Raw genomic sequence first — 26,803 nt, 5'->3', positions numbered from 1 at the left:
GCAAAGTCCATCTTCAACTGCTCGGGCCGACGCTCGCAAATCAGCCGTTGGAGGTGCGCCTCTTGCTGGGCACTCAAGCTGCGCTGCTCGCCGACCTTGCGCCCGCGTTGGCGCGGGGCCAGGGACTTTGCGCCACCGGTTTCGTAGCGTTCAATGGTGGTGCACACGGCCGAGTAGCTCAGGCCAATATCTCGACCAATTTGCCGTTTGTTGGTGCCACGTTTGAAGCTACGAATCACCTGCCGGCGACGTTCATGTTGCTCTGCCGGGCTGAGTCGGCGTGCGTCATCTTTGTCCATGCTCATAGGACAACGTGGATGACTATAAGTTCTTTTTATTTATGGCCCGGATCTATAACCTCCCGACTCACCAATGATTCTTGCAGCCATTGCATGAACTCCATCGCCAGTGGCGAGACCTGCACGGCTTTGCCTGCCTCATCACCAGGGGGCAACTGTGGCAGCTTGGGACGCAACAGCACAGGCTCTGGCTCTACCCGATAACTGACTCGATTAAGGTATCCGATTCCGCTGGTGTGCAAATTGAAATACTCGGGTGCTTGTGCCTGGGTTTGCCATGATGATCTCCAAAATTTCCAAAAAAAATGGACGAGGAATCATGTTCTCACACAAAACTCCAAGGATTGAGCAACTGAACGCCTGTTCTCTCAAAGTCCTTGACATTGCGCGTGACAACGGTGAAGCCATGCTCTATCGCGGTAGCAGCAATCATGCTGTCATAGGATGACCGGGGATCAGGAACATGCAGCCTGGCACAGACAACTGCCGTATCTTCAGAGAACGCCAGTATCCTCCCAGCAAAACTGCGGCGTACATTTTCAAACCAAGTCCTGATGGCCTGACCTTGTGGAGGATGCCGATTTTCCAAAAGCTGGATCCCAATCTCAATCTCTAACACCGTAATCGAACTCAAGAATAGCTGGTTCGGACGAACTTGCGCTGCCCATGCACGCACAGCTTCGGACTGGCCACGCTTGCCTGATCGCAACTCCGACACAGTGTTCGTATCAAGCAAATACATCAAATTTCACCATCTTCCAGATGCACGGGCCTCAAGGTCATGGAAAGACGTGGCACTTCAAAGTCGATGTCATCACCGCCCCCATCAATGGAATCCATCATCTCCAGAAAAGACGGTTCTTGCGCACCGGATTGGGCAAAGTAATTTTCTATGGTAAGCAATACAAAACGTGGCTTGCCACGATCTGTGATGAAAACTGGCCCTTCAATCGCAGCTCTCTTTGCAGCACTGACATCGCGTGTGAATTCACGGCTTGAAAAAGTACGGATAGTCATTCTCACCTCCATCTTCCAAAATATGCTTGTATGTCATGACAATGATACCATTCTGGCAATCACACATAAGAATCCCTATCAAGCACAGGGCCTGATGGGGTGTTTTAAGCGTTAGCCACTGGCTTGCTTCTCCGTTTTTGACAGCACAATGACATTGGATGAATTTTCCGATGCAGTCTGCTTGCATGGAATCAGTGGCGGTAATATACGCAGATGCGCTGGCCTTCGATAGTGTGGACTTTGAGGGTCATCTGGTAGAGGTCTTGCAGCACGGTTTCGGTGATGAGTTCGTCGGGTGTGCCCTGGTAGGCCAGCTTACCCTGGCGCATGGCGATGATGTGGTCTGAGTAGGTGGAGGCAAAGTTGATGTCGTGAACCACCACCACCACGGTTTTGCCGTGGTCGTCCACCAGTCGCCGCAGCAGTTGCATCATGGCCACGGCGTGGTGCATGTCGAGGTTGTTCAGTGGTTCGTCCAGCAGCACATAGTCGGTGTCCTGGCACATGACCATCGCCACGAAGGCGCGCTGGCGTTGCCCGCCAGAAATTTCGTCGAGGTAACGATGTCCCAGTTCCTGAAGGTTCAGGTAGGCCAGCGATTCTTCGATCTTGGCCACGTCGGCCGGAGTCAAGCGGCCCTGCGAGTGTGGAAAACGGCCAAAGGCCACCAGATCGCGTACCGTCAGGCGCAGCGACATGGTGTTGTCCTGGCGCAGAATGGCCATCTTGCGGGCCAGTACGTCACTGGGGGTGCGGGTGACATCCAGCCCGTCGATGGTGACGGTGCCGCTGCTCATGGGCAGCAGGCGGCTGATGATGGACAGCATGGTGGATTTGCCCGCTCCATTGGGGCCGATGATGGAGGTGAAGCCCCCGCGCGGAATGGTGAGCGAGACATTGTCCACCACCACGGCATTGCCGTATTGCTTGCTGACTGCTTGCGCCTGAATCATGCCCTTGACCTTGTTTTTCTGTTATGCCGTGCGGCCATTTTTGCGCAGCAGCAGTGCGATGAATACCATTCCACCCAGGAACTCGATCACGATGCTCAGTGCGGAGTTAAAGGCGAACACGCGCTCGAGCACCATCTGCCCGCCCACGAGTGCCACCACGCCCAGGATGACGGCCGCAGGCAGCGTCCAGCGGTGGCGCGACGTGCCCATGATCTGGTAGGCCAGATTGGCAATCAGCAACCCGAAGAATGTCACCGGTCCGACCAGCGCGGTGGAAACCGATACGAGAATGGCCACGCAGACGAGCACCCGCATCACCACCTTCGGATAATCCACGCCCAGGTTGATGGCCATGTCGCGCCCGAGGTTGATGACATCGAAGCTGCGGCGCAACCACCACAAATACGCACTGACCGCCAGCACCACCACCGCAGCGGCCACGACCAGGTGCGTGGCCACGAGGTTGAAGCTGGCAAAGAAACGGTCTTGCAGCGAGCCGAACTGGTTGGGGTCGATCAGCCGCAGCATCAGGCTGGTCATGGACTTGAACAACACGCCCATGACCACGCCCACCAGCAGCATCAGGTGCAGGCTGCGCACCGCGCCGGAGAACAGCAGCCGGAAAAGCAGCCAGGCGAACAGCACCATCAGGGCGGTTTCACCCACGAATTTCAGCGTGGGATCGATGGCGGTCACGACATTCATGCCCAGCACGAATGCGCCAGTGGTCTGAATGAGCAGGTACAGCGAGTCGAAGCCCATGATGGCAGGCGTCAGAATCTTGTTGTGCGTGATGGTATGGAACAGCACGGTGGAGACACCCACCGCCCAGGCCACGAGGATCATGGCGGCCAGCTTGGTGCCGCGAAACTCCAGCACAAACGCCCAGTCGGTTTTCACGCCCAGCGTCATGAACAGGCCGCAGCAGACGAGGGCCAGCAGCCCCAGAGCCAGCAGCCGCCATGCCTGCCCGCTCCAGCGGCCAGGCGATGCCACCGCTATGGGATGAGCATGGTGCAGAGAAGCCGGGGAATTCAATTGCATCTGCCTTTCTTCACCAAAATCATCCAAGCTGTGCGCGCTTGTGCCACAGAAAGCCCAGGAACAGCAGGCTGCCGAGCACTCCCATAATGGTACCTATCGGGATTTCGTACGGATAGATCACCAGCCGCCCCAGCACGTCGCAGGCCAGCATCAGCACTGCGCCGCACAGGGCCACCCAGATGACCGAACGGCGCATCCAGTCGCCCATGACCATGCTGACCAGGTTGGGGACGATCAGCCCCAGGAATGGAATCACCCCGGCAGTGACCACAATCGAGGCGGTCACCATCGCAATGATGACCAGCCCCACGGCCATCCAGCGGCCATAGTTCACGCCCAGATTGGCGGATACGTCTTCGCCCATGCCGATGACGGTGAAGCGGTCGGCGGCAAACCAGGCGGCCACAGTCAGGCCCAGCGAAATCCACAGCAGTTCGTAACGCCCTTTCAGGATGGCGGAAAAATCCCCGGTGGTCCAGGCGCGGATGGCTTGCAACATCTCGAAGCGGTAGGCAAAGAAGGCGGTGGCCGCCTCGATCATGCCGGCAAAGACCAGCCCCACCAGCGGCACCAGCAAGGCATTGCGCACCGGCAGGCGGCGCAGAATCAGCATGAACACGGCCGTGCCCACCAGCGCGAAAACCGCAGCCACACCCATCTTGCCCAGCATGGGCAGACCGGGAGCGACCAGAGCAACGGCCAGCATACCAAGGCTGGCAGAGCCGACGGTGCCGACGGTGGATGGCTCCACGAAGCGGTTGCGTGCAATCATCTGCATAATCATCCCGGCTACGGCCATGCTGGCCCCGGCCAGAATCAGGGCCAGTGTGCGCGGCACGCGGCTGGTGAACAGCACCTTGGAGACCAAATCGTCAGAATCGGCATTGAACACATTCGCCAGCTTGATCTGGCTGGCTCCTACCATGATGCTGCACAGCGAGAGGGCCAGCAAGACCAGTACCAGCAGAACCAGGCCGCCGGAGCCACGCCACCATGCCGGGGCAGGCGTGGCTGCGGGGAGGGAGGAAAGGGAGGAAGTCGCCATGAAAAAACAGAATGAGGCAGGCCAATGGCATGGGCCAGGGGAACTCTGCCAGAGCGCAGCAGATGCCCTGCCCTGCTGCCTGGGAATGAACGATCAGCGTGCGCCAGCGGTGTTGCTGGACTTCACGCCTGCGGTCAGTGCGTTGCGCAACTGGGCGACATTGTCCTGCAAGGCGCGGATGCCTGCACCGTCCAGCACATACCAGTTCACGGCGTTCAGGTACACGATCTGCTTTTTGCGGGAAGCGTTGGTGGCATGGATGAGCGCGTTGTCCAGCAAACGCCGAGCGGCTTCGCCTTCGCGGCCAATCGCGGAATCGCGGTCCATGACCAGCAGCCAGTCCGGGTTGGCCTGAAGAATGTACTCAAACGAGATCGACTGGCCATGCCGTGCCGCCGAGAAGTCTTCGCGCACCGGCACAAAGCCGAATTCATCGAACACCATGCCGAAACGCGACCCCGGCCCATAGCTGTTGATGCGTCCACCACTGCTCAACAGCAGCAGGGTGCGCCCGGCCTGCGGAGCGATGGCCTTGAGTTCTGCAATGGATTGGCGGGTCTGTGCAATCAGGGCTTCGGCCTGCTCCTGCCGGTCGAACAATGCGCCCAGTGTGCGCACATTCGTGAAAATGCTTTCGACGGGCCTGCTTTCGTCGATGGCCATGCCGACGGTGGGAGCCAGCTTGTTCAGGTCATCGAAACGCGATTCGGAACGGCGGCCAATCAGGATGACATCGGGCTGGAGGGCACGGATGGCTTCGTAGTCCGGCTCGAACAGGCTGCCCACGCGCGTATAGGCTTCGCCTTCGTACTGCTTGAGGGAGTCGGGCATCTTGAAGGCGGGTACGCCCTTCACGGCTTCCACCCCCAGCGCGTGCAGAATGTCCAGCGTGGCCAGATCGAACACCACCACGGTTTGCGGGTTGTGCGCGAAACGCGCTTGCCCCTTGGCATGGCGCACCACCACCTGGTCACCGTCGCGCTGCAACTGCGCCACGGCAGGAGTGGCATCGGCCCCCTGCCCTGCCTGTGCGGTGGCAGCCGAGGTTGCGGCTGGCGCGTCGGCCGCATGGACACTGCCATGCGCCACCAGCAAGGCCGCCACCAGGCCCGTGGCACTGCGGGAGACCAGAGAAGGCCAACGGGAGAAACGGGTCTGAGAAGCCGAAGAAAACATGTGCGCCGCCTGCATAACAAATGCGAATGATTGTCAGGATTTTGATTGTACGATGCAACGGCTTGTCCCCGTTCAAAGTCCTGATATATGCACTGTCAAAACCCACCCGCAGGATGGTGGTGATGGGTGGCGCAACACGGGATCAGGCAGCGCGTTTTTCTGCATCCGGGGTGTTGCCGATTTGCCAGACATAGGGCGGCTCGGTGCCGTTGGTGACCCAGTCGCCAATGATGCGGGCCTTGTACACCAGCGGGTTGTGCGAAGAGACGGTGCGGGCATTGCGCCAGTGGCGGTCGAGTGCGATTTTTTCGCTGGCGGCCGATGCGCCCAATGCGTTGAACAGTTCGGTGGCAGCACGCAATACCAGCTCCGAGACGATGACCTGCGCCTGGGCGGATTCGATTTCCGCCGCAATATTGGCCTGCCGCTCCACTTCGGCATCCTGGCCGAAGCGTGCCTCGTAGGCCGCCTGGGCGGGCTGGGCCGAGCGCACCACGGTGGCTTCCACAGCATAGGCAATCGCCGAGATATGGCCGACGACCTGGAGAATCTGCGCGTCCTCGCTCACCCTGGGGGCGTTGCCGTGGCTGTAGATGCGGGTGCGCTTGCCGACCTGGGCGGCCACATCGCGTTCGATGGCCTTGCCGATGCCCGCCAGCACGGCCAGCAGGTTGAGCTGGTAGAGCGCGGTCTGGTAGCGGAAGCGTTCGGCAAAGTCGATGACTTCCTCCTGTTCCACCCTGGCATTCTGGAACACCGAAGTGCCGCTGCCGGTGGTGCGCTGGCCAAAGCCGTCCCAGTCGTCGCTTTGCTGCACGCCATCCTGGTGGGTGCTGACGGCGGCAATCACTGCGCCGCCGGTGTCGCTGCGCTGGGCATAGACATCGATCCAGTCGGCAAAGATGCTGCCGGTGCTGTAGTACTTGGTGCCGTTGAGCAACCAGTGGCTGCCGTCTTCGCTGGGGGCGACCTTGGTGATGACATCACCAATTTTCACTGCACCCACTTCCGTCCAGCCATTGCCCACCAGTTCACCGGCCACGAAGCGGCGCAACCACACTTCACGGTGCGCGCTGGGCGGGGCATTGAGCTTGTCTTCGACGAAGGCGAAATGCCCGCGCAGGGCCTGCACCAGATTGGAATCGGCGGTGGCCAGCTCGATCCACAACTGGATGAGTTGCGGCAAAGAGGCTCCGGCTCCGCCGTATTCCACCGGCACGCGCACGGCACCGAAACCGGCCTGCTTGAGCCAGCCAATGGCTTCGGCGGGCAGGATGCGTTCGCGTTCGCGCTGCTCTGCGCCTTCGGCAATGCGCGCAAAAATCGGGCGAAAGCGTGCGGCCAGTGCCTCGTAGTCGGTTCCGGTGGCCAGGGGATTGGCAAGGGTTTGGATGGATTCGCTCATGGTCGGATGAATAGGAAAAAAGTGACGGGAATACGGCGGGCAGGTGGTTTTCAGAACAGTGTCAGGTGCGTTCCAGTGCCGCACCTTCGGCCTGCAACGATTGCGCCACTTCACTGACGCGCCCTAGTGTGGGCAGTGGCGTTTTCGCCATTGCGGAACGCGCCCCGGTACTGGCTGGCGGGGTGATCCTCGGCCGTGTAGCTGCCGGAACGGTCCAGCAGGTTCTCGCGCAGGGTGTCGTGTTCGTAGGAGGTGCGCACCCTGCCGCGCTTTTGCAGTTCGGGCACGATCAGGCGGATGAAGTCCTCGAACGTGCCGGGGGTGATGGCGTAGGCGAGGTTGAAGCCGTCGATGCCGCCTTCGTCCACCCAGCGTTCCAGCTCATCGGCCACTTTCTGCACACCACCGACCAGCACCGGCCCCAGGCCGCCAATGCTGCGATACTTGATGACATCGCGCGGTGTCCACTTGCGATTGGGGTCGGCGGTGGAGAGCAGTTCCAGCACCGAGCGGATGCTGTCGTTGTCGATGGCTTCCAGCGGCTGATCCGGGTCGTATTCCGAAAAGTCCACGCCCGTCCAGCCACCGTAGAACGACAACATGCCCTCGCCGTTGGCGTAGCCCAGATATTCCTCGAACTTGGCCTGTGCCGCTTCGTCGGTCTCGGCGGTAATCACCGTCAGCAGGGCGAAGACTTTCAGGGAATCGCGGCGGCGGCCTTCCTTTTCGGCACGGTCGCGGATGTCATCGGCAACGACCCGCGCCTGCGCCACGGTGGCGGGCGCAATGAATACGCCTTCGGCGTGCTTGGCGGCAAAGGCCCGGCCCCGGCTGGACGCACCCGCCTGGAAGATCACCGGTGTGCGCTGCGGCGACGGCTCCGAGAGGTGAATGCCCGGCACTTCAAAATACTTGCCCTTGTGCCCGATGGGATGCACCTTGGTGGGGTCGGTGAAGATGCCTTTCTCGCGGTCGCGCAACACCGCGTCTTCATCCCAGGAGCCTTCCCAGAGCTTGTAGCTGACTTCCAGAAACTCGTCGGCCAGATCGTAACGCTCGTCGTGCGAAATCTGCTGGCGCAGCCCCAGGTTCACGGCCGCGCTGTTCAGGTAGGAGGTGACAACATTCCACGCCACCCGCCCCTTGGTGAGGTGATCGAGGGTGGAAAACTTGCGCGCCAGTGCGTAGGGCAGCTCATAGGTCAGCGCCGATGTCACGCCAAAGCCCAGGTGCTTGGTGGCCAGTGCCATTGCGGGAACCTGAAAGAACGGGTCATTGACGGGAACCTGATCGGCATCGATCAGCGAGGTCTCCACCGAGCCACGGTACACGTCGTACACGCCCACCACGTCGGCAATGAACAGCGAATCGAAAAAGCCGCTTTCCAGCAATTTGGCCAGATCGACCCAGTAATCCAGGTCCTTGTACTTCCACGCCTGGCTGTCGGGATGCCGCCAGGTGCCTGCGGCCTGGTGGCTCACACAGGTCATGTCGAAGGCATTGAGGATGATGCGGGAGGGGGAAGCCATGATGGAAGAACTCCTTGGATGTTGTGCAAATCAATGGGCACTGTTCTGCACAATTCATGCCACGCAGAAAATCATTTCATTTCAATAATTTAAGTAAATCATTCGGTGGTTTTCTGTTGCGGCAGCAACACTTTGCCAACGCACTGTTGGCCGGCCAACAGCCCGCATGGCCAAGGGAATGGCTGCCTCTCCAGCAACAGCCGTTCAGCAAAAGTGCTGTCGGAAACACAGCACTGGCGGCTGTCTGCCACGGCCCATGCAGTTCAAGTCATTGAAATTCAATGGATTGATGGGATGGCATTGTTTCTGCTGTAGGCCATCCATGCCATTTGCCTGTTTCCATCGCCCATGAGCCACGACGACACCGCCCCCACTCTGGTCAGCCTGTTGCGCCACAATGCCCGCCAGCGTCCGCACGGTGTGGCCTTGCGCCACAAGCACCTGGGCATCTGGCAGGAAAAAACCTGGCAGCAGATTGCCGACGACACCGCCAGCCTTGCCTCTGCCCTGAACCGGCAGGGGTTTGGCCGCCGTGAACGCCTGCTGATTCTCAGCCACCCCTCGCCCCACGCGCTGCTGCTGGCCCTGGCGGCCACCTGGCTGGGCGGTGTGGCCACCTTGCTGGAACCCGATTCATCCGCCACCGACCAGTCGGCCCTGCTGCGCCATCTGCACGCCGAATTCGTGTTTGCCGAATCGCTGGAGCAGGCGCGTGGCGTACTGGCCCTTCCGCAGGTTCCGCATCGGCTGGTGTATCTGGATGCACGCGGGTTCGATCGCCAGCAGCAGCCTTTCCTGCAATCGTATGCCGAACTGCTGTCCTCCGGCAGCCCCGCCGGGCCAGAGGTACAGGCACATGCCGATGAGGCAGCCTTCTCTTTCTGGCGATACAGCCCGCCGCAGGGGGCGGTGCAGCAGTCCGTCTCCCATGCCGAAGCGGTGCGCGAAGGCCACCATCTGGTATCTGCCGAACGCATCGGCAGCCACGAAACCGCATTCGCCGCGCGTGCCTTTGCCACCAGCGCGCAACTGCGCTATCTGCTGGCCCCCTGGCTGCTGGCAGGCTTCAGCCTGAACTTCCCGGAAAACCAGGCCAGCCGCGATGACGACCGGCGCGAACTCGGCCCCACGCTGGTCGCTGGCACGCGCGACACCTACACACGCCTGTACCACCTGCTCCAGCAACGCCTGCCGGAGCCAGGCAGCCGCCTGCGCCGTCTGGTGGACTGGTCTTTGCAGCCACAGGGCGGATGGCTGCGGCGCAGTCTGGGGCATGGGCTGGTGACGCGCCCGCTGCGCGACGTGATCGGCTTCAGCCGCGTGCGCCTGCCGCTGCTGCTGGGCGAGCCACTGCCGAATGATGTATGGCGGTTTTTCGAGCAGTTGCAGATTCCGATCCGCCACTGGCCAGACATGCAACAGCTTGCGCCACAGCCCCCAGTCTCGGCGGATGGCGCAGTGCAGGTGCGCCCGGTGGGCGGCTGGCGCGAAGCTGGCGACGCAGTAGATACAGTCGCCCCACAGGAGTGACGAGCATGAGCCAGAGCCATGCACCCGCGCCCCTGCTGGAGCTGTCGGGCATCACCCTGTCATTCCAGGCGGTCAAGGCCATCAGCGACATCGGGTTTGCGGTGCAGCCCGGTGAAATCTGCGCACTCATCGGCCCCAATGGCGCGGGCAAGAGTTCGCTGCTGAACGTCATCAACGGGGTCTATCAGCCGCAGCAGGGCAGCATCCGTTTCGATGGTGTGGTGCGCCAGCGCATGAATCCGCACGATGCCGCCCGGCGCGGCATTGCCCGCACCTTTCAGAACATCGCGCTGTTCAAGGGCATGAGCGTGCTGGACAACATCCTGACCGGGCGCAGGCTGCACCGCCGCAGCACCTGGCTGGAGCAGGCACTGCGCCTGCCCCGCGCCCGCCACGACGACGACGTGCAGCGGGAGCAGGCCGAGCGCGTGCTGGCCTTTCTGCGCATCCAGCCCTGGCGGCACACGCCGGTGGGCACCCTGCCCTACGGCCTGCAAAAGCGCGTGGAACTGGGGCGGGCACTGGCAGCGCAACCGCGCCTGCTGCTGCTGGATGAGCCAATGGCGGGCATGAACGCGCAGGAAAAGCAGGAGATGAGCCTGTTCATCCGCGACATCAACCGCGAACTGGGCACGACGGTGGTGCTGATCGAGCACGACATTGGCGTGGTGCTGGGCCTGTCCCACCATGTGGTGGTGCTGGACTACGGCCGCAAAATCGGTGACGGCAGCCCGGAAGCGGTGCGCAACGACCCGCAGGTGCTGCGCGCCTACCTGGGAACGCGCCATACCGCGCCGCACCGCCAAGGTGTGCCCCCCGGATAACCCGTTTGCAAAGGACATCGACATCATGGCGTTTTTTCTGGAAGTGCTGCTGGGCGGTCTGCTGGCCGGCACGATGTATTCGCTGGTCGCCATCGGCTTTGTGCTGATCTACAAGGCCAGCGGAGTCTTCAACTTCGCACAGGGGGCCACCGTGCTGTTCGCGGCACTGACCTTCGTGAGCCTGTTGGAGCGCGGCCTGCCGTTCTGGCTGTCGCTGCTGGTCACGCTGGCGGCGATGGTGGCACTCGCGCTGGCGATTGAACGGGTGCTGCTGCGTCCGCTGGTGAACCGCTCGCAGATCACGCTGTTCATGGCCACGCTGGGGCTGGCCTATGTGATTGAAGGCGGTGCGCAGTTCATCTGGGGCACCAAGGTACACGGGCTGGACCTGGGCATCAGCGACGCGCCGATGGAACTGGCCGGGCTGCTGCTTTCCCCGTTCGATCTGTTCGCGGCAGGCGTGGCGGCAGTGCTGGTGGTGGTGCTGTCGCTGCTGTTCGGCAAGACCCGGCTGGGGCTGTCGCTGCGGGCCGTGGCCGATGACCCGCTGGCCGCGCAGGCGGTGGGCATTCGCCTGCCCGTCATCTGGGCGGTGGTGTGGGCGGTGGCAGGCTTCGTGGCCCTGGTGGCCGGGCTGCTGTGGGGTGCGCGGCTGGGGGTGCAGTTCTCGCTGTCGCTGGTGGTGCTGAAGGCCCTGCCGGTGCTCATCATCGGCGGCTTTTCCTCCATCAGTGGCGCGATTGTCGGCGGCCTGATCGTGGGAGCGTCCGAAAAACTGGCCGAGATTTACCTGGGGCCGGTGCTGGGCAGCGGGCTGGAGAACTGGTTCCCGTATGTGCTGGCCCTGCTGTTCCTGCTGGTGCGCCCGGCCGGGCTGTTCGGCGAGCGCAGCATCGACCGGGTGTGACTGCCTCTTTTTTCCTGTGACCGATTAACGACGAGTGGAGCCGCACCATGCTGTTTACCGAATCCGGCCAGTTCAGCCGCCATTACCGCGAAGACCGGCGCGTGTTCCGCCTGCGTCAGGACCGTGTGGCCCTGTGGCTTGCGCTGGTGTTCGCCTTTGTCGCCGTGCCGCTGCTGGGCAATGACTACTGGTTCAATGCCATTCTGGTGCCGTTCCTGGTGCTGTCGCTGGCCGGGCTGGGGCTGAACCTGCTGACGGGCTATGCCGGGCAACTGTCGCTGGGGTCTGCGGCCTTCATGGCCGTGGGGGCCTTTGCGGCCTACAACTTTCTGGTGCGCATTCCAGGGTTTCCGCTGCTGCTGGCCTTCGCGCTGGGCGGTGGGGTGGCCGCACTGGTGGCGGTGCTGTTTGGCCTGCCCAGCCTGCGCATCAAGGGCTTTTACCTGCTGGTTTCCACCCTGGCCGCGCAGTTCTTCGTGCCCTGGCTGCTGGTGAAATACAGCTGGTTCACCAACCACAACACTTCCGGGGTCATCACCGCCCCGCCGCTGCACTGGCTGGGTTTCGACCTGGGTTCACCGCAAGGGCGTTACCTGCTGACGCTGGGTGTGGTGGTCGCGCTGTTCTGGCTGGGCAAGAACCTGGTGTGCAGCGATCTGGGGCGCAGCTGGATGGCCGTGCGCGACATGGACACCGCCGCCTCGGTCATCGGCATTCCGCTGCTGGGCACCAAGCTGCTGGCCTTTGCCATCAGCGGCTTTTACCTCGGCGTGGCCGGGTGCCTGTGGGCGTTTGCCTACCTGGGCACCGTGGAGCCGCACGGCTTCGATCTGGGCCGCTCGTTCCAGATTCTGTTCATCATCATCATCGGTGGGCTGGGCAGCATTGTGGGCAATTTTCTGGGGGCGGCCTTCATCGTGCTGTTTCCGGTGCTGCTCTCGCATCTGGCGGGCTATCTGCCTGCGGGCCTGCTGGACTCCGGGCAGGTCGAGAACCTGCAAAAAGTCATCTTCGGGCTGCTCATCATCGCCTTTCTCATCAAGGAGCCGCAAGGCCTGGCGCAGTTGTGGCAACGCCTGCGCACCCGGCTGCGCATCTGGCCACTGCGTTACTGAGGCCTGCGCCACCTGCGCCACCTGCGCCAGCCCCCGCTTTTTCATCCATCCCGTTATCTCCTCACACAAGGAACCCTCACCATGCCATTGAAGAAATCCCTGCTCTCGGTCAGCCTGTCGCTGGCCCTGCTGGCCGCTGCCACCGTGCCTGCCGCCCATGCCCAGACCGGCAACGAGCAATACTTTCCGCTGCAAAGCTACCGCGTCGGCCCCTATGCCGCTTCCGGCACCGGCTTTTACGGTGGCTTCATCGATTACCTGAAATACATCAACGCCAACGGCGGCGCGAACGGGGTGAAATTCACCTGGAGCGAGTGCGAGACCGAGTATGTGGTGGAAAAAGGTGTGGAATGCTACGAACGCCTGAAAAAAGGCCTCAACGGCGCACCCGCCACCGCCACCAATCCGCTGTCGGTGGGCATTGCCTACGCCACGCTGGATCGCTCCACCGCCGACAAGCTGCCGCTGATTACCATCAACCACGGCCGCACCGATTCCACCGACGGCAGCGTCTTCCCGTATGTGTTCCCGCTGCAACTCAACCCCTTCTCGGAAGTGTCGGCCATCCTGAACTGGATCGGCGAGAAGGAAGGCGGCAAGGCCCAGCTCAAGGGCAAGAAGATCGTCGTGCTCTACCACGGCTCGCCCTACGGCAAGGAAACCCACAACATCGTCGAGACCCTCTCCAAAGAGCTGGGGTTTGAAGTCACCCAGATCGAAGTGCCGCACCCCGGCAACGAGCAGCAGTCGCAATGGCTGAACGTGCGCCGCATCAAGCCCGACTGGGTGATTCTGCGCGGCTTTGGCGTGATGAACCCGGTGGCCATCCGCGCCGCCCAGCGCGTGGGCTATCCGGTCGATCGCATCGTCGGCAACATCTGGGCGAACTCCGAGGAAGACGTGATTCCGGCAGGCGATGCCGCCAAGGGCTTCATCTCCATCACCACGCACCCCTCGGGCGACAGCTTCCCGGTGCTGCAAGGCATCCGGCGCGACGTGTTCGACAAGGGACAGAGCGATCTGGCCGATGCCAAGCAGTTCGGCACGGTGAACTACAACCTGGGCGTGGTCAATGGCATCCTGAACGTGGAAGCCGTGCTGGTGGCGCAGAAGAAATTCGGCCACAAGCCCCTGACAGGCGAACAGGTGCGCTGGGGCTTCGAGAACATCCACATCGATGCCGCCCGCCTGAAGGAGCTGGGGGCAGAAGGGCTGGTGCAGCAGCTCAAGCTCTCCTGCGCCGACCATGAAGGCGGTGGAGCCATCCGCTTCCAGCAGTGGGATGGCCAGAAGTGGAACCTCATCAGCGACTGGGTGCAGGCCGACCGCGCCTTCCTGCGCCCCATCATCGAGGCATCGGCCCGCAAATACGCTCAGGAAAAAGGCATCACCCCGCGCGATTGCAGCAAGGAAGGCTGATTGCCCTTCGCCTGCCCGCCCCGCCCTCCACCCTGCCATTGCCGTCACCGCCATGTCCCATCCTGAAATCCTGCGCCTCGAACAGATCGAAGTGCTGTACGACCAGGTCATCCTGGCCGTGCGCGATGTCTCGCTGCACCTTGCCCAGGGCGAAATCGTCGCCCTGCTCGGAGCCAACGGCGCGGGCAAGAGCAGCACGCTCAAGGCCATCTCCAGCCTGGTGCGGGCACAGCGGGGCGAGATTGCCAGGGGCCGCATCTTCTACCAGGGGCAGGACATCACCCATGCCCCGGCCCACACGCTGGTGCAGGGCGGACTGGTACAGGTGCTGGAAGGCAGGCACTGCTTTGCGCACCTGAGCGTGGAAGAAAACCTGCTGTTGGGTGCATTCGCACGCAAGCCCTCGCGGGCGCAACTGCGCCAGTCGCTGGAGCGCATCTACCAGTACTTTCCGCGCCTGAAGGAACGCCGCAAAAGCCTGACCGGCTACACATCCGGCGGCGAACAGCAGATGGTGGCCATTGGCCGCGCACTGATTGCCGACCCCAGACTCGTGCTGCTGGACGAACCCTCGATGGGGCTGGCCCCGCAGATCGTCGAGGAAATCTTCGACATCGTCGCCCGCCTCAACCAGCAGGAAGGCGTGGCCTTTCTGGTGGCCGAGCAGAACATCCACCTCACGCTGGAATACGCCCACCGGGGCTACATCCTGGAAAGCGGCAGGGTCGTCGGGCATGGCACGGCCCAGGAACTGAAGCAGCGCGAAGACATCGACGCGCTGTATCTGGGGCAGGCCGTGCATCTGGGTTGATGTGGCGACAATCGCTGTACACAGTGCCTTTGCGGCATGTTTTTCGTGCAAGAAGCCGCTGCGATTATTCAAAAAACCATATTTGCATATCCTGAAAAATAAAAAATTCCTTTTTTATCAATGAATTGCATGAAATATAATGGCTTATAAACACATGACATAAATATCTTTTGCAACCCATGCTTTCGGTTCTTTAATAACGGCCACAAGGACTGGCATGGCGTGCCCCTTCCCATGCGCACCCCATCGCCCTTTGCCGCCACGTTATCCACGAAAGCATTTTCATGAGCCACTCCCTCCGAACCGTCGTCCTCAATGGCAGCCTGCACAAGCCCTCGCGCACCCAGGTGCTGCTGCATTCCGTCCACGGCGCGTTGAACGAATACCTGCCACTGGAGACCCAGTTCATCGAGCTGGTCGATCTGGTGCCGCACATTGGCACGGCCCTGTCCACGCAGAACCTGCACCCCCAGGCACAGCAGGCGATTGCCGCCATTGAAGAAGCCGACTTCCTGATCGTCGGCAGCCCGGTGTTTCGCGGCAGCATTCCCGGCCTGCTCAAGCACCTGTTCGACCTGATCCAGCTCGAAGCCCTGGTGGGCAAGCCCGTGCTGCTGGCGGCTACCGGCGGCAGCCAGCGACATTCGCTGGTGATCGACCACCAGTTGCGCCCGCTGTTAGCGTTCTTCCAGAGCCTGATCCTGCCGATTGGCGTCTATGGCACGCAACAGGAAATCGATGGTGGCCGCATCGTGGACGATGCCCTGCGCAGCCGCATCCAACTCACCGCCCAACTGGCCCTGCCCACCCTGCGAGACCTGGCCCAGCGCAAACAGGCCACCACCGTGCGGACCGATGCCCCGCTGGAGGAGCAAGCGGCATGAGCCTGACCCACAGCCAGCCTGCCGTTGCGGCGGCCACCAGCGAATCCGACGCACCGTCCTACCGGCAGCCCGGTGGCAGCCCTGCCGCCATTGCCCACGGCCTGGCAGAACAGTTCGCCCAGACCGCCGCCGCCCGCGACACGCAAGGCGGCACCCCCAAGGCCGAACGCGATGCCCTGCGCGCCAGCGGCCTGCTGGCCCTGTCCATCCCCACCCAGTACGGCGGCCTGGGAGCCAACTGGGTCGAGACGCTGGACACCGTGCGCGAAATCGCCACTGCCGACAGTTCGCTGGCCCACGTCTATGGATTCCAGCACCTGCTGCTGGCCAGCGTGCGCCTGTTTGGCGAGCCGTCGCAATGGGAACCCTGGTTCGAGCAGACCGCCCGCAAGCAATGGTTCTGGGGCAACACCCTGAACCCGCTGGACAAACGCACCATTGCCACGCAGAACCCCGGTGGCTGGTGGGAGTTTTCCGGCAAGAAAAGCTTCACCTCCGGCGCGCTCGATTCGCAGATGCTGCTGGCCTCGGCACTGGATGCGCAGACCGGCAAGCTGCTGATCGCCGCCATTCCCAGCGAACGCGGCGGCATCACCCTCTATCACGACTGGAACAACATCGGCCAACGCCAGACCGACAGCGGCTCCGCGCTGTTCGAGCGCGTGCGGGTGGAACAGGGCGAATTGCTGCTCAACCCCGGCCCGCTGTCCACGCCCTTCTCCAGCCTGCGCCCGCTGCTGGCGCAACTGATCTTCGCGCATGTGTTTCTGGGCGTGGCGCAAGGTGCTTTCGCGCAGGCCCGCCGCTACACCGTGCACGAATCGGCCCCGTGGTTCCGCTCCGGGGTCGAAGCCGCCGGTGACGACCCCTACATCCAGGCCACCTACGGCGAATTCTGGGCCGCGCTGGAGGCTGCCCGCCTGACCACCCGCCATGCCGCCGAAGTGTTCGATGCCGCATGGCAGCGCGGCGGTGCCCTGGACGAAGCCGGGCGGGGCCAGGTGGCCGTGGCCGTGGCCGCCGCCAAGGTCATCACCTCGCGCACCGGGCTGGACATCAGCAGCCGTCTGTTTGAAGTCACCGGCGCGCGTGCCACCCATGCCGCGCTGCGCTTCGACCGCTTCTGGCGCAACCTGCGCACCCAGACCCTGCACGATCCGCTGCACTACAAACTCAAGGAACTGGGCGACTGGGTGCTCAACGAGCACTACCCCACGCCCACGTTCTATTCCTGAGGGGCATCTGGCGTGAGCAACCTACCCCGCTGGCCCCTGCCCTCTGCCTCAACGGCTGGCGAACCGGATGCCACCGGCACCGCCCGCCCCGCCGAAGGCTGGGTATTTGAAGACCCCCGCTCCCAGAGCCTGCTGGAGACCATCCACCAGGTCGCCCCCAGCCAGGCCAGCATCCTGATCCAGGGGGAAAGCGGCACCGAGAAGGAAGCGATTGCCCGCTACATCCACCAGCACAGCCCGCGTCGCAATGGCCCGTTCGTCAGCGTCAATTGCGGGGCACTGTCCGAAGTGCTGGTCAATTCCGAACTGTTCGGCTACGAGAACGGCGCGTTCGCCGGGGCCTTCGGCAGCGTGGCGGGCCGTTTCGAGGACGCGCACCAGGGCACGCTGCTGCTGGACGAAATCGACGACCTGCCGCCTTCCATGCAGAACAAGCTGCTGCGCGTGCTGCACGAGCGCAGTGTGCAGCGGCTGGGAGCCAGCCAGCGCACCACCATCGACGTGCGGGTGATTGCCGCCACGCCGCGCCGACTGGAGCAGCAGGTGGCGGCCCGCCGGTTCCGCGAAGACCTGTACTACGCGCTCAACGTCGTCACGCTGGACGTACCGCCCCTGCGCCAGCGACCGGGCGACATCCTGCCGCTGGCCGAGCACTTCATCGGCCTCTACAGCCGCCGCATGAACCACGCGCCCATCGAACTCTCGCGCGAGGCCATCGCCCTGCTGCTGGCCTACCCCTGGCCGGGCAATGTGCGCGAGCTGGAAAACGTCATCCACCGCACCCTGCTGCTTTCGCGCGGCATCCGCATCCGGGCCGACGAACTGCGCCTGCCTGCCAGTGCCCAAGCGGGTCTGCCCCCGCCTGCGCCCTCATCCGACGACAGTGCACCCCAGCATCCCCAGGCCGTGCTGGCGGCCAACCAGTTGCTCGACGAAGCCCTGGAAAGCCTGTGCGACCAGTACAGCGAAGGGCTGGAAGCCCTGTTGCAGAACGCACTGCTGCTCAAGGTGTGGCAGCGCAACCGTCTCAACCAGGTACAGACCGCGCGGCAACTGGGCCTGAGCCGCAGCGTGGTGCGCACCCGCCTGTTGCGGCTGGGGCAGCTCTCTCCCAGCGGCGAAGCCATTGCCCCGACCCCGGATGGCCCTCCCTGTAGCCCATCGGCCGGCCCCGCCACCGGCCAGTGACCACCCGGCCTGCACCGCAGCCTGTCGATGGCCGGGTCTCTCCCGCCAGTGCATTTCATCCCTTTTTCTTTCCTGGAGTCCTTTACCATGAGCTTTGACGTTTTCTGGTTTCTGCCCACCTCGGGCGACACCCGCTACCTGGGCACCTCCGACTTTGGCCGTGCCCCCAGCAACGAATACCTGCGCAGCATTGCCGTCACCAGCGAAAACCTGGGCTACGACGGCCTGCTGATTCCCACCGGCAGCTCCTGCCTCGACCCGTGGGTGGTGGCGGCCAGCCTGATACCGGTAACGCACCGCATCAAGCTGCTGGTGGCCCTGCGCACCTCGCTGGGCGCGCCGGTCTCCAGCGCGCGGCAGGCCGCCTCGCTGGATCAGGCCCTGCACGGACGGCTGCTGCTCAACGTCGTGCCCGGCGGCGATGCCACCGAGCTGGCCGCCGATGGCATCTTTCTCGACCACGATGAACGCTACCGCTATGCCGACGAATTCCTGACCATCTGGCGGCAACTGCTGGAAGGCCAGACCGTGGACTACGACGGCCAGTACTTCAAGGTGAATAACGCCAAGAACTTCTTCGCGCCTGTGCAGAAGCCCTATCCACCGCTGTACTTCGGCGGCTCGTCCGATGCCGCGCACGAACTGGCCGCCAAACAGGTCGACGCCTACCTCACCTGGGGCGAACCACCCGCCGCCGTGGCCGAAAAAATCGCCGATGTGCGCCAGCGGGCCGAAAAACAGGGCCGCAGCGTGCGCTTTGGCGTGCGCCTGCACGTCATCGTGCGCGAAACCAATGAAGAAGCCTGGGCCGATGCCGAACGCCTCATCAGCAAGCTGAGCGACGACGACATTGCCAAGGCCCAGCAGAACTACGCCCACATGGATTCGGTGGGACAGGCCCGCATGGCCGCACTGCACGGCGGTCGGCGCGACCGGCTGGAAGTCTCCCCCAACCTCTGGGCCGGCGTGGGCCTGGTGCGCGGCGGCGCGGGCACGGCACTGGTGGGCGATGCGGCCACCGTCGCGGCGCGCTTGCAAGAATACGCCGACCTGGGCGTGGATACCTTCGTGCTGTCAGGCTACCCGCACCTGGAGGAATCCATCCGCTTTGCCGAACTGGTGTTCCCGCTGATCGGCAAGAAAGCCGTCACCGTCAGCGACCGCGCCCAGACCGGCGGTGCGTTCGACGTGCGCGGCGTGCAGCAGGGCAAGGTCGCTGCCACGTCCTGAACCCGGCATTTCACCCGCCAGCCCCACTTCCGCTGCCACTGCTTGCGGTCATCACCCGATGGCCGGGGCATGGGCTTCCCCCTCTTTTGCCTGATGACCCTCCACCATGCAATTGCTCACGCTTCCTCCCTCACCGGCACTGGCCACCTCCATCCGCGCCACCGCACTGGTGTTCAGCGACCCGCAGTCCCAACGTCTGCTGGCCCACACCGAACAGGTCGCTCCCAGCGATGCCAGCGTGCTCATCATCGGCGAGACCGGCACCGGCAAGGAACTGTTGGCGCGTCACATTCACGCCCTCAGCCACCGCGCCCACAAGCCCTTCCTGGCCGTCAATTGCGGGGCGTTTTCCGAATCGCTGGTGGAAGCCGAACTGTTCGGCCATGAGAAAGGCGCGTTCACCGGCGCAGTCTCGGCCAAGGCAGGCTGGTTCGAGGAAGCCAATGGCGGCACGCTGTTCCTTGATGAAATCGGCGACCTGCCCCTGTCCATTCAGGTGAAGCTGCTGCGGGTGTTGCAGGAGCGCGAAGTGGTGCGGCTGGGTTCACGCCGCCCCATTGGTCTGGACGTGCGCGTCATTGCCGCCACCAACGTGCAACTGGAGCAGGCCATTGCCGCCGGCAACTTCCGCGAAGACCTGTTCTACCGCCTCAACGTCGTCAGCCTGAACCTGCTGCCCCTGCGCGAACGCCCCGGCGACATCCTGCCGCTGGCACGCCACTTCATCGACAGCTACAGCCGCCGCCTGGGCAGAGGCCCTGTCATGCTGGACGAATCCGCCCAGCAGAAACTGCGCGACCACCCCTGGCACGGCAACATCCGCGAACTGGAAAACGCCATCCACCACACCCTGCTGCTGGTGCGGCACGGCAACCGCATCGGCGCGAACGACCTGCACCTGGCAGCCACCCTGCCACGCTTCAACCACCCCGACCCCCACCAGGAGCCACGACGCAGCCACACGGCCACCGACCCGATGCAGCAACTGGCGCACACCCTGCAACACCTGCTGGAACACGGCACACCCGACCTGCACGAAGCCGTCAATGCCACGCTGCTGCGCACCGCCTACCAGTTCTGCCACCACAATCAGGTTCACACCGCTGACCTGCTGGGCATCAGCCGCAACGTGTTGCGCAGTCGCCTGATCGAACTGGGCGAGCTGGTCGTGAACCGGCGGGTTGGCAACGCCCCGACCGCCAGTGCCCCCTCCCGTCCAGCGGAACCGCGCAAGCCCCTGCACCCCGTGGCACTGGGCTGGAACTGATCGCCTGCTGCTGCCACAGCAACAGTGCTTCCACAAACTGCCCACCCTGCACCAGCCGACCTGTCAAATAAGCCGCAAACAACTGATTTATAACCATAAAAATATGGCACAGGAAATGCAATGGCATAGACAACATTTCATTTCCTCTCTTTTTTGCAAAGGACTGCCATGACCCAATCCAGCCACCGTCCCCGTGTCAATTCTGCGGAGCCATTCAGCCCGCGCCCCATCCCTGCCACTGCTGCGCATCGCCTGCAAAGCGAGGCCGAAGCCGTGGAAATCGCCCGCCAACTCGCGGCGCAATTCCTGACCGGAGCTGCCGAGCGCGACCGTGAAGGCTATCTGCCCGTTGAAGAGCTGGATGCCTACTCGCAAAGTGGCCTGTGGGGGCTGACCGTACCCAAGGAATACGGTGGTGTTGGAGCCTCCTACTCCACGGTGGCCTGGGTATCGTCCATCATTGCCGCTGCCGACTCCAGCATCGCCCAGATCGCCCACAACCACCTCACGCTGGTGGCCCATATCGCACTCGATGGCACCGAGGAGCAGAAAAAGGAACTGTTCGGACTGGTGCTCGATGGCTGGCGTTTCGGCAATGCCTTCTCCGAGTTGAACAGCAAGAACGTCGCCGCCTTCGAGACGCGCTTTGTCGATGATGGCGACCACGTCATCGTGCAGGGTGAGAAGTTCTACACCACCGGCGCGCTGCTGGCACACCTCGTCCCCATCGTCGCCGTCAATGACCAGGGCCAGGCCGCGCTGGTATTCGCCCAGCGCGATGCCCCTGGCCTGACCGTCACCAACAACTGGTCGAGCTTCGGCCAGCGCACCACGGCATCCGGTCGCGTGCAGATCGAGCAGGTGCGCGTTCCCAAAAGCCGCGTGGTCATCATCGATGCCTTCCACAACCACACGGCCGCCGGTGCCATCTCGCAAATCATCCAGGCCGCCATCGACGCAGGCATTGCCCGCCAGGCCATCGACGAAACGATTGATTTCGTGCAGACGAAAAGCCGTCCGTGGATCGACAGCGACAAGCCCACCGCAGCCGAAGACGTTTTCACCATCCAGGCCATTGGCGACCTGAAAATCAAGCTGCACGCCGCCGAAGCCCTGCTGGAGCGCGCCGGCGACCTGATCGACAAGGCCGTTGCAGCCCCCGGCGAAGCCAGCGTGGCAACCGCCACCACCGCCACCGCAGAAGCCAAGGTGCTGACCACCCAGATCGCCATCGAAGCCACCAACCGCCTGTTCGAGCTGGCAGGCACCCGCTCCACCCTCCAGCAGCACCAACTGGACCGCTACTGGCGCAATGCCCGCGTCCATACCCTGCACGACCCGGTGCGCTGGAAATACTTCCACATTGGCAACTACTACCTCAACGGCGTGAATCCGCCCCGCAACGCCTGGAACTGATTTCCCCGCATTTTCCCCGCATCACAACGAGAAAAGCCCCGGCACTTGGGTGTGCCGGGGCTTTTCTCGTGTGTCTCCTGCTTTTATCCGGTATGGCAGGAATGCCGGGGCAACGGTGTCCTCAGGACTTGACGTGCTTGCCAATCAGGCCGGGCAGTTCAAACATCGTGACCTGATCCTTGCCGAAAATGGGGCGCAGCGTGTCATCGGCATTGATGTTGCGCTTGTTCTGCGGGTCCTGAAGATTGTGGGCCTTGATGTAGTCCCAGAGTTTCTTGACGATTTCGGTGCGGGGCAACGGCTCCTGACCCACCACGGCAGCCAATGCCGCATTGGGTTGGAGGGGTTTCATGAATGCGGGGTTGGGTGCGCGTTTGGAGGCAGTTGCCATGAATGGTTTCCTTCAGGAATAAAGTTGCAAAACAATCGGGGCCATAGTGTGCCAACACCTGCTGTACCTGCCGTGTCAGAGACACCCCCCAAATCAGCCGTCAATCGTAGCGAAAAAATGGGTTTGCAGAATCCAAACACCTACCAAAGGTCTGATTTCCGGTGGGCAATCCTGCAAATATCTGTTGCTGAATGTAGCCAATGGCTCTGGTTCGCATTCGGGCACGGATTTGCACCGGTTTTTCGGGGTTCTTCGCAGCGGCTTCAGAGTGAAAAGGCCCGTTGGAGCCAGGCCGCAATCGCGCGGTGCGCCTGCATGGCTTCGGGCAAGGCATGTCCCATTTTGATGAATTCGTGGGCCACGCCCCGATACAACTCCAGTTCCACGTCCACCCCGGCCAGCCGCAGCCGGTCGGCATAGGCCAGGCCCTCATCCACCAGCGGATCGCATTCGGCCAGCACCAGCAGTGCAGGGGCCACGGCTTCCAGCTCCGGGGCCAGCAAGGGCGCGAACCGCCAGTCGGTGCGCTCGTCCCAGTCGATGTACTGCCGGAAGAACCAGTCGATCAGCGGTTTGTTCAGCACCGGGCCGGTTGCATAGAAGTGGTGGGACTCGGTGTCCTGGTGGGCGGTGGTGCCGGGGTAGATCAGCACCTGGGCGGCCAGGGCGATGCCGGCATCGCGTGCCTGAATGGCCGCCACGGCTGCCAGCGTGCCACCGGCACTGTCGCCCGCCACGGCCAGCCGTCGGCCATCCAGCCCCCATTCATGCCCCTGCGACCCCAGCCAGCACAGTGCATCAAAGGCATCGTGCACCGCGCACGGAAAACGCCGCTCGGGAGCCAGTCGGTAATCCAGCGACACCACGGCCGCCCCCGACAGGCTGGCCATGCGTCGGCAGAGAATGTCGTGCGTCTCGACACTGCCGATGGTGAACCCCCCACCATGCAGGTACAGCACGACAGGCAACGGGGCCACCGCCGCTGTCGCCCGCTCCGTGCTGGGGGATGGCCAATAGAGGCGTGCGCGCAGCGGCGTGCCATCACGCGCCACAATGGTCTGCTCGGTTCCCTGGGCCAGAACCAGGGCCGGCAACTCCAGCGTCTGCGAACCCATGGCATAGGCCCGACGCGCCTGCACCGCACCCAGCTCTTGCATGGGGGTGTGGCGGGCACGCGCAATGCGCTCCACCACCTGGCGCATGGCAGGGGTCAGCCGGGGCAGCCAGAGGGGTGGTTCGGAATGGAGAGAAGAAGACATGGTCACGGGATGATGCAGAAAGCACACAGATTGGCATCATAGTGAATTCACCACCCATGCGCACGGCACGGGGTTTTGGTGGCTTTTCAGCGGTTTGGAATTGTTGTTTATGTTGCAGTGCAACGTAGTATCATTTGACTTGCATCACAACATGTTTCAAATGGCCTTTGTGTAACCGCATTGTCTTTTTGGGCAGCTACCATGGCTTGGTCACTTTTTCTTTTCAGGGGCAAACACGCATGGAAAATGGCCCAACCCATGTTCCACAGCCTGCCATTGTTGATGTCATCGGCTGCACGTTCACCATGGTGGTGGCGTGTGTGGTTCGACCGACCTGTTGAAAACTCGGAAGCAACGCAATCATGACCAGTATTTTTGACCTTTTCGATCCCCGCCAACAATCTGTGCCCCTGCGCCCGGATACCGACGCGGTGCACGCCATGCGCCTGCAATCCGAACAGTTCCGCAACGAAGTGGAAGCCAACTCGCAAACCCGCGACATTCTCAGCCGCGCTGCCTCGCGCCACAGCGAACGCATCCTGAAAGAGCATTCGGCCCAACTGCGCAGCCTGCTGGAAGATGGCCAGAAGCTGGTGCAGCAACTTCAGCAAAGTGGCGGCGAGCTGCCCCAGGCCTGGCAGGAATACCTGCGCGATGCCACCGAACGCGCCATCCTCACGGCCGACACCCTGCGCAAGCGCGGCGACATCTTCCTGGAACACGAAGCCGCCAACTGCCCCCCCGTGCTGATCTATGACTACGAGATCATCATGGACGGCAAGGATCTGCCCTTCCCCTGCAACTACATCCTGCTGCGCATCGTGCCGCCCGAAGGCGTGACGGTGGACGACACGCGCCGCCCCTACATCATCATCGACCCACGCGCCGGACACGGCCCCGGCATCGGCGGCTTCAAGCCCGACAGCCAGGTGGGCGTGGCCCTGCGCGAAGGCCATCCGGTGTACTTCGTGGCCTTCCGCAGCCGCCCCGAGCCGGGACAGTACCTCTCCTACGTCACCCGTGCCGAAGCCGCCTTCGTGCGCGAAGTCATGCGCCGCCACCCCAAGGCATCCAAGCCTGTCGTCACCGGCAACTGCCAGGGTGGCTGGGCCACGCTGCTGCTGGCCGCCACCAACCCCGACCTGACCGGCCCCATCGTCATCAACGGCGCACCCGTGGCCCCATGGGCAGGCAAGGTCGGTGAGAACCCGATGCGCTACAACGGTGGCGTGCTGGGTGGCACCTGGATTCCAATGTTCGTCTCCGACCTGGGCGGCGGCATCTTCGACGGCGCGCACCTGGTGGGCAACTTCGAGCTGCTCAACCCCTCGCGCACGCTGTTCCGCAAGTACACCGACCTGTTCCGCGACATCGACAAGGGCGACAAGGTCTTCCTGGAGTTCGAGAAATGGTGGGGCGGCTTCTTCCTGCTCACCGAGCCGGAAATCCGCTGGGTCGTCGAGCAACTGTTCGTCGGCAACCGCCTGGCCAAGAACGAGGCCCGCATCGAACCTGGCCGCCCGGTCGATCTGAAGGCCATCCGCGCCCCGATCATCGCCTTCGCCAGCCACGGCGACAACATCACCCCGCCCCAGCAGGCCCTCAACTGGATTGCCGAAACCTACGCCGACGTGCAGGAAATCCGCATCCGGGGCCAGCGCATCGTTTACATGGTGCATGAGCAGGTGGGCCACCTGGGCATCTTCGTGTCCTCGCAGATCGCCCGCAAGGAACACGCCGAAGTCACGTCCACGCTGCAAACCATCGAGGCACTGGCCCCCGGCCTGTACGAGATGCGCATCGAAGACGTGGAAGAAAAGAATGGCCGCAAGCACTTCACCGTCGGCTTCGTGGAGCGCACGCTGGACGACATCCGCGCCCTGGACGACGGCTACGCCGACGAGCGTCCCTTTGCCGCCGTGGCCCGCTTCTCCGAAGTGCAGGCGCAACTGTATGACGCACTGGCACGCCCGTTCGTCAAGGCCATGGTCACCGACAGCTCTGCCGAAATGAGCCGCGCCCTGCACCCGCAGCGTCTGACCCGCGCCCTGGCCTCCTCGCGCAACCCGGTCATGGGTCAGGTAGCCTCGCTGGCCGAAGGCGTGCGCACCGCCCGCAACAAGGCCGCTGCCAGCAACCCCTTCCTGGCCTGGGAACAGCTCTGGGTCAATGCCACCACGCAGGCCATCGACTTCTGGCGCGACAGCCGCGACATGGCCTACGAACTGAGCTTCTTCAGCCTGTGGGGCACGCCCTGGACACGCGCCTTTGGCCGCACCCACGAGGCACGCCGCACCCTCAAGAACAATGATGAACTGCGCAGCCTGCCCGAAGTGGCAGCGGCCCTGTTCAACATCGAGCGCGGTGGCTTCGTCGAGGCCGTCATCCGCATGCTGATTCTGCTGGCCGAAAACCGTGGCGGTGTGCGCCGCGACCGCCTGGAACGCTCCAGCAAGGTGCTGACCCAGGACGAGCCATTCAAGTCGCTGGGAGCCGAACGCCGCGCCATGATCATTCACGAACAGACCCTGATCGTGACCTACGAACGCGAACGCGCCATCGAAACCCTGCCTTCGCTGCTGCCCGATGCCGCCGAACGCGCGCTGGCCGTGGAAATCGTGCGCTACATCCCCGGTGCCATCAGCGAAATGTCCGACAACACCGTCGCCCTGCTGCAACGCTTCCAGCAGGTGCTGGGCCTGCCCACCGTCACCGAGGATGTGCTGAGCGACCCGCTGGAAACCCCGGCGGCCGTCGAAGCCGTGGCAGATACCGCACAGGCCAATGCCGAGACCGCCAAGGCCGCCACAGCGGCACGCCGCCAGCCCGCGAAAACCGCGAACCACAAGGAAGCCTGAC

At 63.0% G+C, this 26,803-nt stretch carries 24 protein-coding genes; 13 read left to right on the top strand and 11 right to left on the bottom strand.

The genetic code is table 11. The features are described from left to right. From BUE21_RS07070 to BUE21_RS07030, 9 genes are all read right to left on the bottom strand, one after another. Positions 1-299: helix-turn-helix domain-containing protein (locus BUE21_RS07070; protein WP_234971027.1), on the bottom strand; the 299-nt coding region annotated here is incomplete at its 3' end. Between the two features lie 325 nt (positions 300-624). Further along, complete coding sequence (locus BUE21_RS07065; RefSeq protein ID WP_073355983.1) at positions 625-1,041, bottom strand: type II toxin-antitoxin system VapC family toxin; 417 nt, start codon at positions 1,039-1,041, stop codon at positions 625-627. Further along, positions 1,041-1,316, bottom strand: coding sequence for a hypothetical protein (locus tag BUE21_RS07060; protein ID WP_073355996.1), 276 nt, complete (start codon positions 1,314-1,316; stop codon positions 1,041-1,043). Before BUE21_RS07060 ends, BUE21_RS07065 begins: the two co-directional genes overlap by 1 nt. 191 nt (positions 1,317-1,507) lie before the next feature. Further along, the gene (locus BUE21_RS07055) at positions 1,508-2,269 is read right to left on the bottom strand and encodes an iron ABC transporter ATP-binding protein (protein WP_073355982.1); all 762 of its coding nucleotides are present in this window, start codon (positions 2,267-2,269) and stop codon (positions 1,508-1,510) included. A gap of 21 nt (positions 2,270-2,290) precedes the next feature. Continuing rightward, on the bottom strand, positions 2,291-3,313 hold the full coding sequence (locus BUE21_RS07050; RefSeq protein WP_084523008.1) for an iron chelate uptake ABC transporter family permease subunit: 1,023 nt from the start codon (positions 3,311-3,313) through the stop codon (positions 2,291-2,293). A 19-nt stretch (positions 3,314-3,332) separates the two neighbouring features. After that, positions 3,333-4,358, bottom strand: a complete 1,026-nt coding sequence (locus tag BUE21_RS07045) for an ABC transporter permease (protein ID WP_084523004.1) — start codon at positions 4,356-4,358, stop codon at positions 3,333-3,335. Between the two features lie 93 nt (positions 4,359-4,451). After that, positions 4,452-5,534, bottom strand: a complete 1,083-nt coding sequence (locus BUE21_RS07040) for a siderophore ABC transporter substrate-binding protein (protein WP_159435821.1) — start codon at positions 5,532-5,534, stop codon at positions 4,452-4,454. A gap of 142 nt (positions 5,535-5,676) precedes the next feature. Next, the gene (locus tag BUE21_RS07035; protein WP_073355981.1) at positions 5,677-6,939 is read right to left on the bottom strand and encodes an acyl-CoA dehydrogenase family protein; all 1,263 of its coding nucleotides are present in this window, start codon (positions 6,937-6,939) and stop codon (positions 5,677-5,679) included. A gap of 110 nt (positions 6,940-7,049) precedes the next feature. Beyond that, positions 7,050-8,468, bottom strand: coding sequence for an LLM class flavin-dependent oxidoreductase (locus BUE21_RS07030; protein WP_073355980.1), 1,419 nt, complete (start codon positions 8,466-8,468; stop codon positions 7,050-7,052). 348 nt (positions 8,469-8,816) lie between these two features. Here BUE21_RS07030 and BUE21_RS07020 point away from each other — a divergent pair, with 348 nt between their 5' ends. The 12 genes from BUE21_RS07020 to BUE21_RS06965 all read left to right on the top strand — a co-directional run bounded on the left by BUE21_RS07020 (position 8,817) and on the right by BUE21_RS06965 (position 22,294). Beyond that, the gene (locus tag BUE21_RS07020) at positions 8,817-9,998 is read left to right on the top strand and encodes an AMP-binding protein (protein WP_073355978.1); all 1,182 of its coding nucleotides are present in this window, start codon (positions 8,817-8,819) and stop codon (positions 9,996-9,998) included. A gap of 5 nt (positions 9,999-10,003) precedes the next feature. Beyond that, complete coding sequence (locus BUE21_RS07015) at positions 10,004-10,822, top strand: ABC transporter ATP-binding protein (protein ID WP_073355977.1); 819 nt, start codon at positions 10,004-10,006, stop codon at positions 10,820-10,822. Positions 10,823-10,847: 25 nt separating this feature from the next. After that, complete coding sequence (locus BUE21_RS07010) at positions 10,848-11,729, top strand: branched-chain amino acid ABC transporter permease (protein WP_073355976.1); 882 nt, start codon at positions 10,848-10,850, stop codon at positions 11,727-11,729. A gap of 47 nt (positions 11,730-11,776) precedes the next feature. Beyond that, on the top strand, positions 11,777-12,844 hold the full coding sequence (locus BUE21_RS07005) for a branched-chain amino acid ABC transporter permease (RefSeq protein WP_073355975.1): 1,068 nt from the start codon (positions 11,777-11,779) through the stop codon (positions 12,842-12,844). An 81-nt stretch (positions 12,845-12,925) separates the two neighbouring features. After that, the gene (locus BUE21_RS07000) at positions 12,926-14,263 is read left to right on the top strand and encodes an ABC transporter substrate-binding protein (protein ID WP_073355974.1); all 1,338 of its coding nucleotides are present in this window, start codon (positions 12,926-12,928) and stop codon (positions 14,261-14,263) included. Between the two features lie 52 nt (positions 14,264-14,315). Beyond that, positions 14,316-15,074 carry an ABC transporter ATP-binding protein gene (locus BUE21_RS06995; protein WP_073355973.1) on the top strand — a complete coding sequence of 253 codons (759 nt, stop codon included), beginning with the start codon at positions 14,316-14,318 and terminating at the stop codon, positions 15,072-15,074. A 284-nt stretch (positions 15,075-15,358) separates the two neighbouring features. Next, entirely contained in the window at positions 15,359-15,958 is a 600-nt protein-coding gene (locus tag BUE21_RS06990) for an NAD(P)H-dependent oxidoreductase (protein WP_073355972.1), read from the top strand. Then, entirely contained in the window at positions 15,955-17,193 is a 1,239-nt protein-coding gene (locus tag BUE21_RS06985; protein WP_084523000.1) for an acyl-CoA dehydrogenase family protein, read from the top strand. The genes BUE21_RS06990 and BUE21_RS06985 overlap by 4 nt, the downstream gene beginning before the upstream one ends. A gap of 12 nt (positions 17,194-17,205) precedes the next feature. Next, entirely contained in the window at positions 17,206-18,381 is a 1,176-nt protein-coding gene (locus BUE21_RS06980; RefSeq protein WP_073355971.1) for a sigma-54 interaction domain-containing protein, read from the top strand. Between the two features lie 87 nt (positions 18,382-18,468). After that, positions 18,469-19,611, top strand: a complete 1,143-nt coding sequence (gene ssuD / locus BUE21_RS06975; RefSeq protein ID WP_073355970.1) for an FMNH2-dependent alkanesulfonate monooxygenase — start codon at positions 18,469-18,471, stop codon at positions 19,609-19,611. A gap of 106 nt (positions 19,612-19,717) precedes the next feature. Further along, the gene (locus tag BUE21_RS06970) at positions 19,718-20,878 is read left to right on the top strand and encodes a sigma-54 interaction domain-containing protein (RefSeq protein ID WP_073355969.1); all 1,161 of its coding nucleotides are present in this window, start codon (positions 19,718-19,720) and stop codon (positions 20,876-20,878) included. 168 nt (positions 20,879-21,046) lie between these two features. Beyond that, a complete protein-coding gene (locus BUE21_RS06965; protein WP_073355968.1) occupies positions 21,047-22,294 on the top strand; it encodes an SfnB family sulfur acquisition oxidoreductase in 1,248 nt (415 codons plus the stop codon). A gap of 121 nt (positions 22,295-22,415) precedes the next feature. Here BUE21_RS06965 and BUE21_RS06960 read toward each other — a convergent pair whose 3' ends face one another. Together BUE21_RS06960 and BUE21_RS06955 are read right to left on the bottom strand one after the other, a co-directional pair. Continuing rightward, positions 22,416-22,685: an SWIB/MDM2 domain-containing protein gene (locus BUE21_RS06960; protein WP_073355967.1), complete on the bottom strand. Its 270-nt coding sequence runs from the start codon at positions 22,683-22,685 to the stop codon at positions 22,416-22,418. A 263-nt stretch (positions 22,686-22,948) separates the two neighbouring features. Further along, complete coding sequence (locus tag BUE21_RS06955) at positions 22,949-23,944, bottom strand: alpha/beta hydrolase (RefSeq protein ID WP_073355966.1); 996 nt, start codon at positions 23,942-23,944, stop codon at positions 22,949-22,951. 362 nt (positions 23,945-24,306) lie between these two features. Between BUE21_RS06955 and BUE21_RS06950 the strand changes: the two genes are divergently transcribed. Then, positions 24,307-26,802, top strand: a complete 2,496-nt coding sequence (locus tag BUE21_RS06950; RefSeq protein ID WP_084522998.1) for a DUF3141 domain-containing protein — start codon at positions 24,307-24,309, stop codon at positions 26,800-26,802. Position 26,803: the final 1 nt, after the last annotated feature.

Source organism: Lampropedia hyalina DSM 16112 (genome assembly GCF_900129055.1).
In the GTDB taxonomy this organism is placed as follows: domain Bacteria; phylum Pseudomonadota; class Gammaproteobacteria; order Burkholderiales; family Burkholderiaceae_C; genus Lampropedia; species Lampropedia hyalina.
This window is presented reverse-complemented; position numbering and strand designations above follow the sequence as displayed.

Excerpts from the sequence above, each read along its gene's own strand:
- BUE21_RS07020 (WP_073355978.1), top strand. The coding sequence starts at position 8,817 with ATGAGCCACGACGACACCGCCCCCACTCTGGTCAGCCTGTTGCGCCAC.
- BUE21_RS07065 (WP_073355983.1), bottom strand. The coding sequence starts at position 1,041 with ATGTATTTGCTTGATACGAACACTGTGTCGGAGTTGCGATCAGGCAAG.
- BUE21_RS06995 (WP_073355973.1), top strand. The coding sequence starts at position 14,316 with ATGTCCCATCCTGAAATCCTGCGCCTCGAACAGATCGAAGTGCTGTAC.
- BUE21_RS06965 (WP_073355968.1), top strand. The coding sequence starts at position 21,047 with ATGACCCAATCCAGCCACCGTCCCCGTGTCAATTCTGCGGAGCCATTC.
- BUE21_RS07015 (WP_073355977.1), top strand. The coding sequence starts at position 10,004 with ATGAGCCAGAGCCATGCACCCGCGCCCCTGCTGGAGCTGTCGGGCATC.
- BUE21_RS06990 (WP_073355972.1), top strand. The coding sequence starts at position 15,359 with ATGAGCCACTCCCTCCGAACCGTCGTCCTCAATGGCAGCCTGCACAAG.
- BUE21_RS07045 (WP_084523004.1), bottom strand. The coding sequence starts at position 4,358 with ATGGCGACTTCCTCCCTTTCCTCCCTCCCCGCAGCCACGCCTGCCCCG.
- BUE21_RS07055 (WP_073355982.1), bottom strand. The coding sequence starts at position 2,269 with ATGATTCAGGCGCAAGCAGTCAGCAAGCAATACGGCAATGCCGTGGTG.
- ssuD (WP_073355970.1), top strand. The coding sequence starts at position 18,469 with ATGAGCTTTGACGTTTTCTGGTTTCTGCCCACCTCGGGCGACACCCGC.
- BUE21_RS07005 (WP_073355975.1), top strand. The coding sequence starts at position 11,777 with ATGCTGTTTACCGAATCCGGCCAGTTCAGCCGCCATTACCGCGAAGAC.
- BUE21_RS06985 (WP_084523000.1), top strand. The coding sequence starts at position 15,955 with ATGAGCCTGACCCACAGCCAGCCTGCCGTTGCGGCGGCCACCAGCGAA.
- BUE21_RS07060 (WP_073355996.1), bottom strand. The coding sequence starts at position 1,316 with ATGACTATCCGTACTTTTTCAAGCCGTGAATTCACACGCGATGTCAGT.
- BUE21_RS07030 (WP_073355980.1), bottom strand. The coding sequence starts at position 8,468 with ATGGCTTCCCCCTCCCGCATCATCCTCAATGCCTTCGACATGACCTGT.
- BUE21_RS06950 (WP_084522998.1), top strand. The coding sequence starts at position 24,307 with ATGACCAGTATTTTTGACCTTTTCGATCCCCGCCAACAATCTGTGCCC.
- BUE21_RS06970 (WP_073355969.1), top strand. The coding sequence starts at position 19,718 with ATGCAATTGCTCACGCTTCCTCCCTCACCGGCACTGGCCACCTCCATC.
- BUE21_RS07010 (WP_073355976.1), top strand. The coding sequence starts at position 10,848 with ATGGCGTTTTTTCTGGAAGTGCTGCTGGGCGGTCTGCTGGCCGGCACG.
- BUE21_RS07040 (WP_159435821.1), bottom strand. The coding sequence starts at position 5,534 with ATGTTTTCTTCGGCTTCTCAGACCCGTTTCTCCCGTTGGCCTTCTCTG.
- BUE21_RS06955 (WP_073355966.1), bottom strand. The coding sequence starts at position 23,944 with ATGTCTTCTTCTCTCCATTCCGAACCACCCCTCTGGCTGCCCCGGCTG.
- BUE21_RS07035 (WP_073355981.1), bottom strand. The coding sequence starts at position 6,939 with ATGAGCGAATCCATCCAAACCCTTGCCAATCCCCTGGCCACCGGAACC.
- BUE21_RS07000 (WP_073355974.1), top strand. The coding sequence starts at position 12,926 with ATGCCATTGAAGAAATCCCTGCTCTCGGTCAGCCTGTCGCTGGCCCTG.
- BUE21_RS06960 (WP_073355967.1), bottom strand. The coding sequence starts at position 22,685 with ATGGCAACTGCCTCCAAACGCGCACCCAACCCCGCATTCATGAAACCC.
- BUE21_RS07050 (WP_084523008.1), bottom strand. The coding sequence starts at position 3,313 with ATGCAATTGAATTCCCCGGCTTCTCTGCACCATGCTCATCCCATAGCG.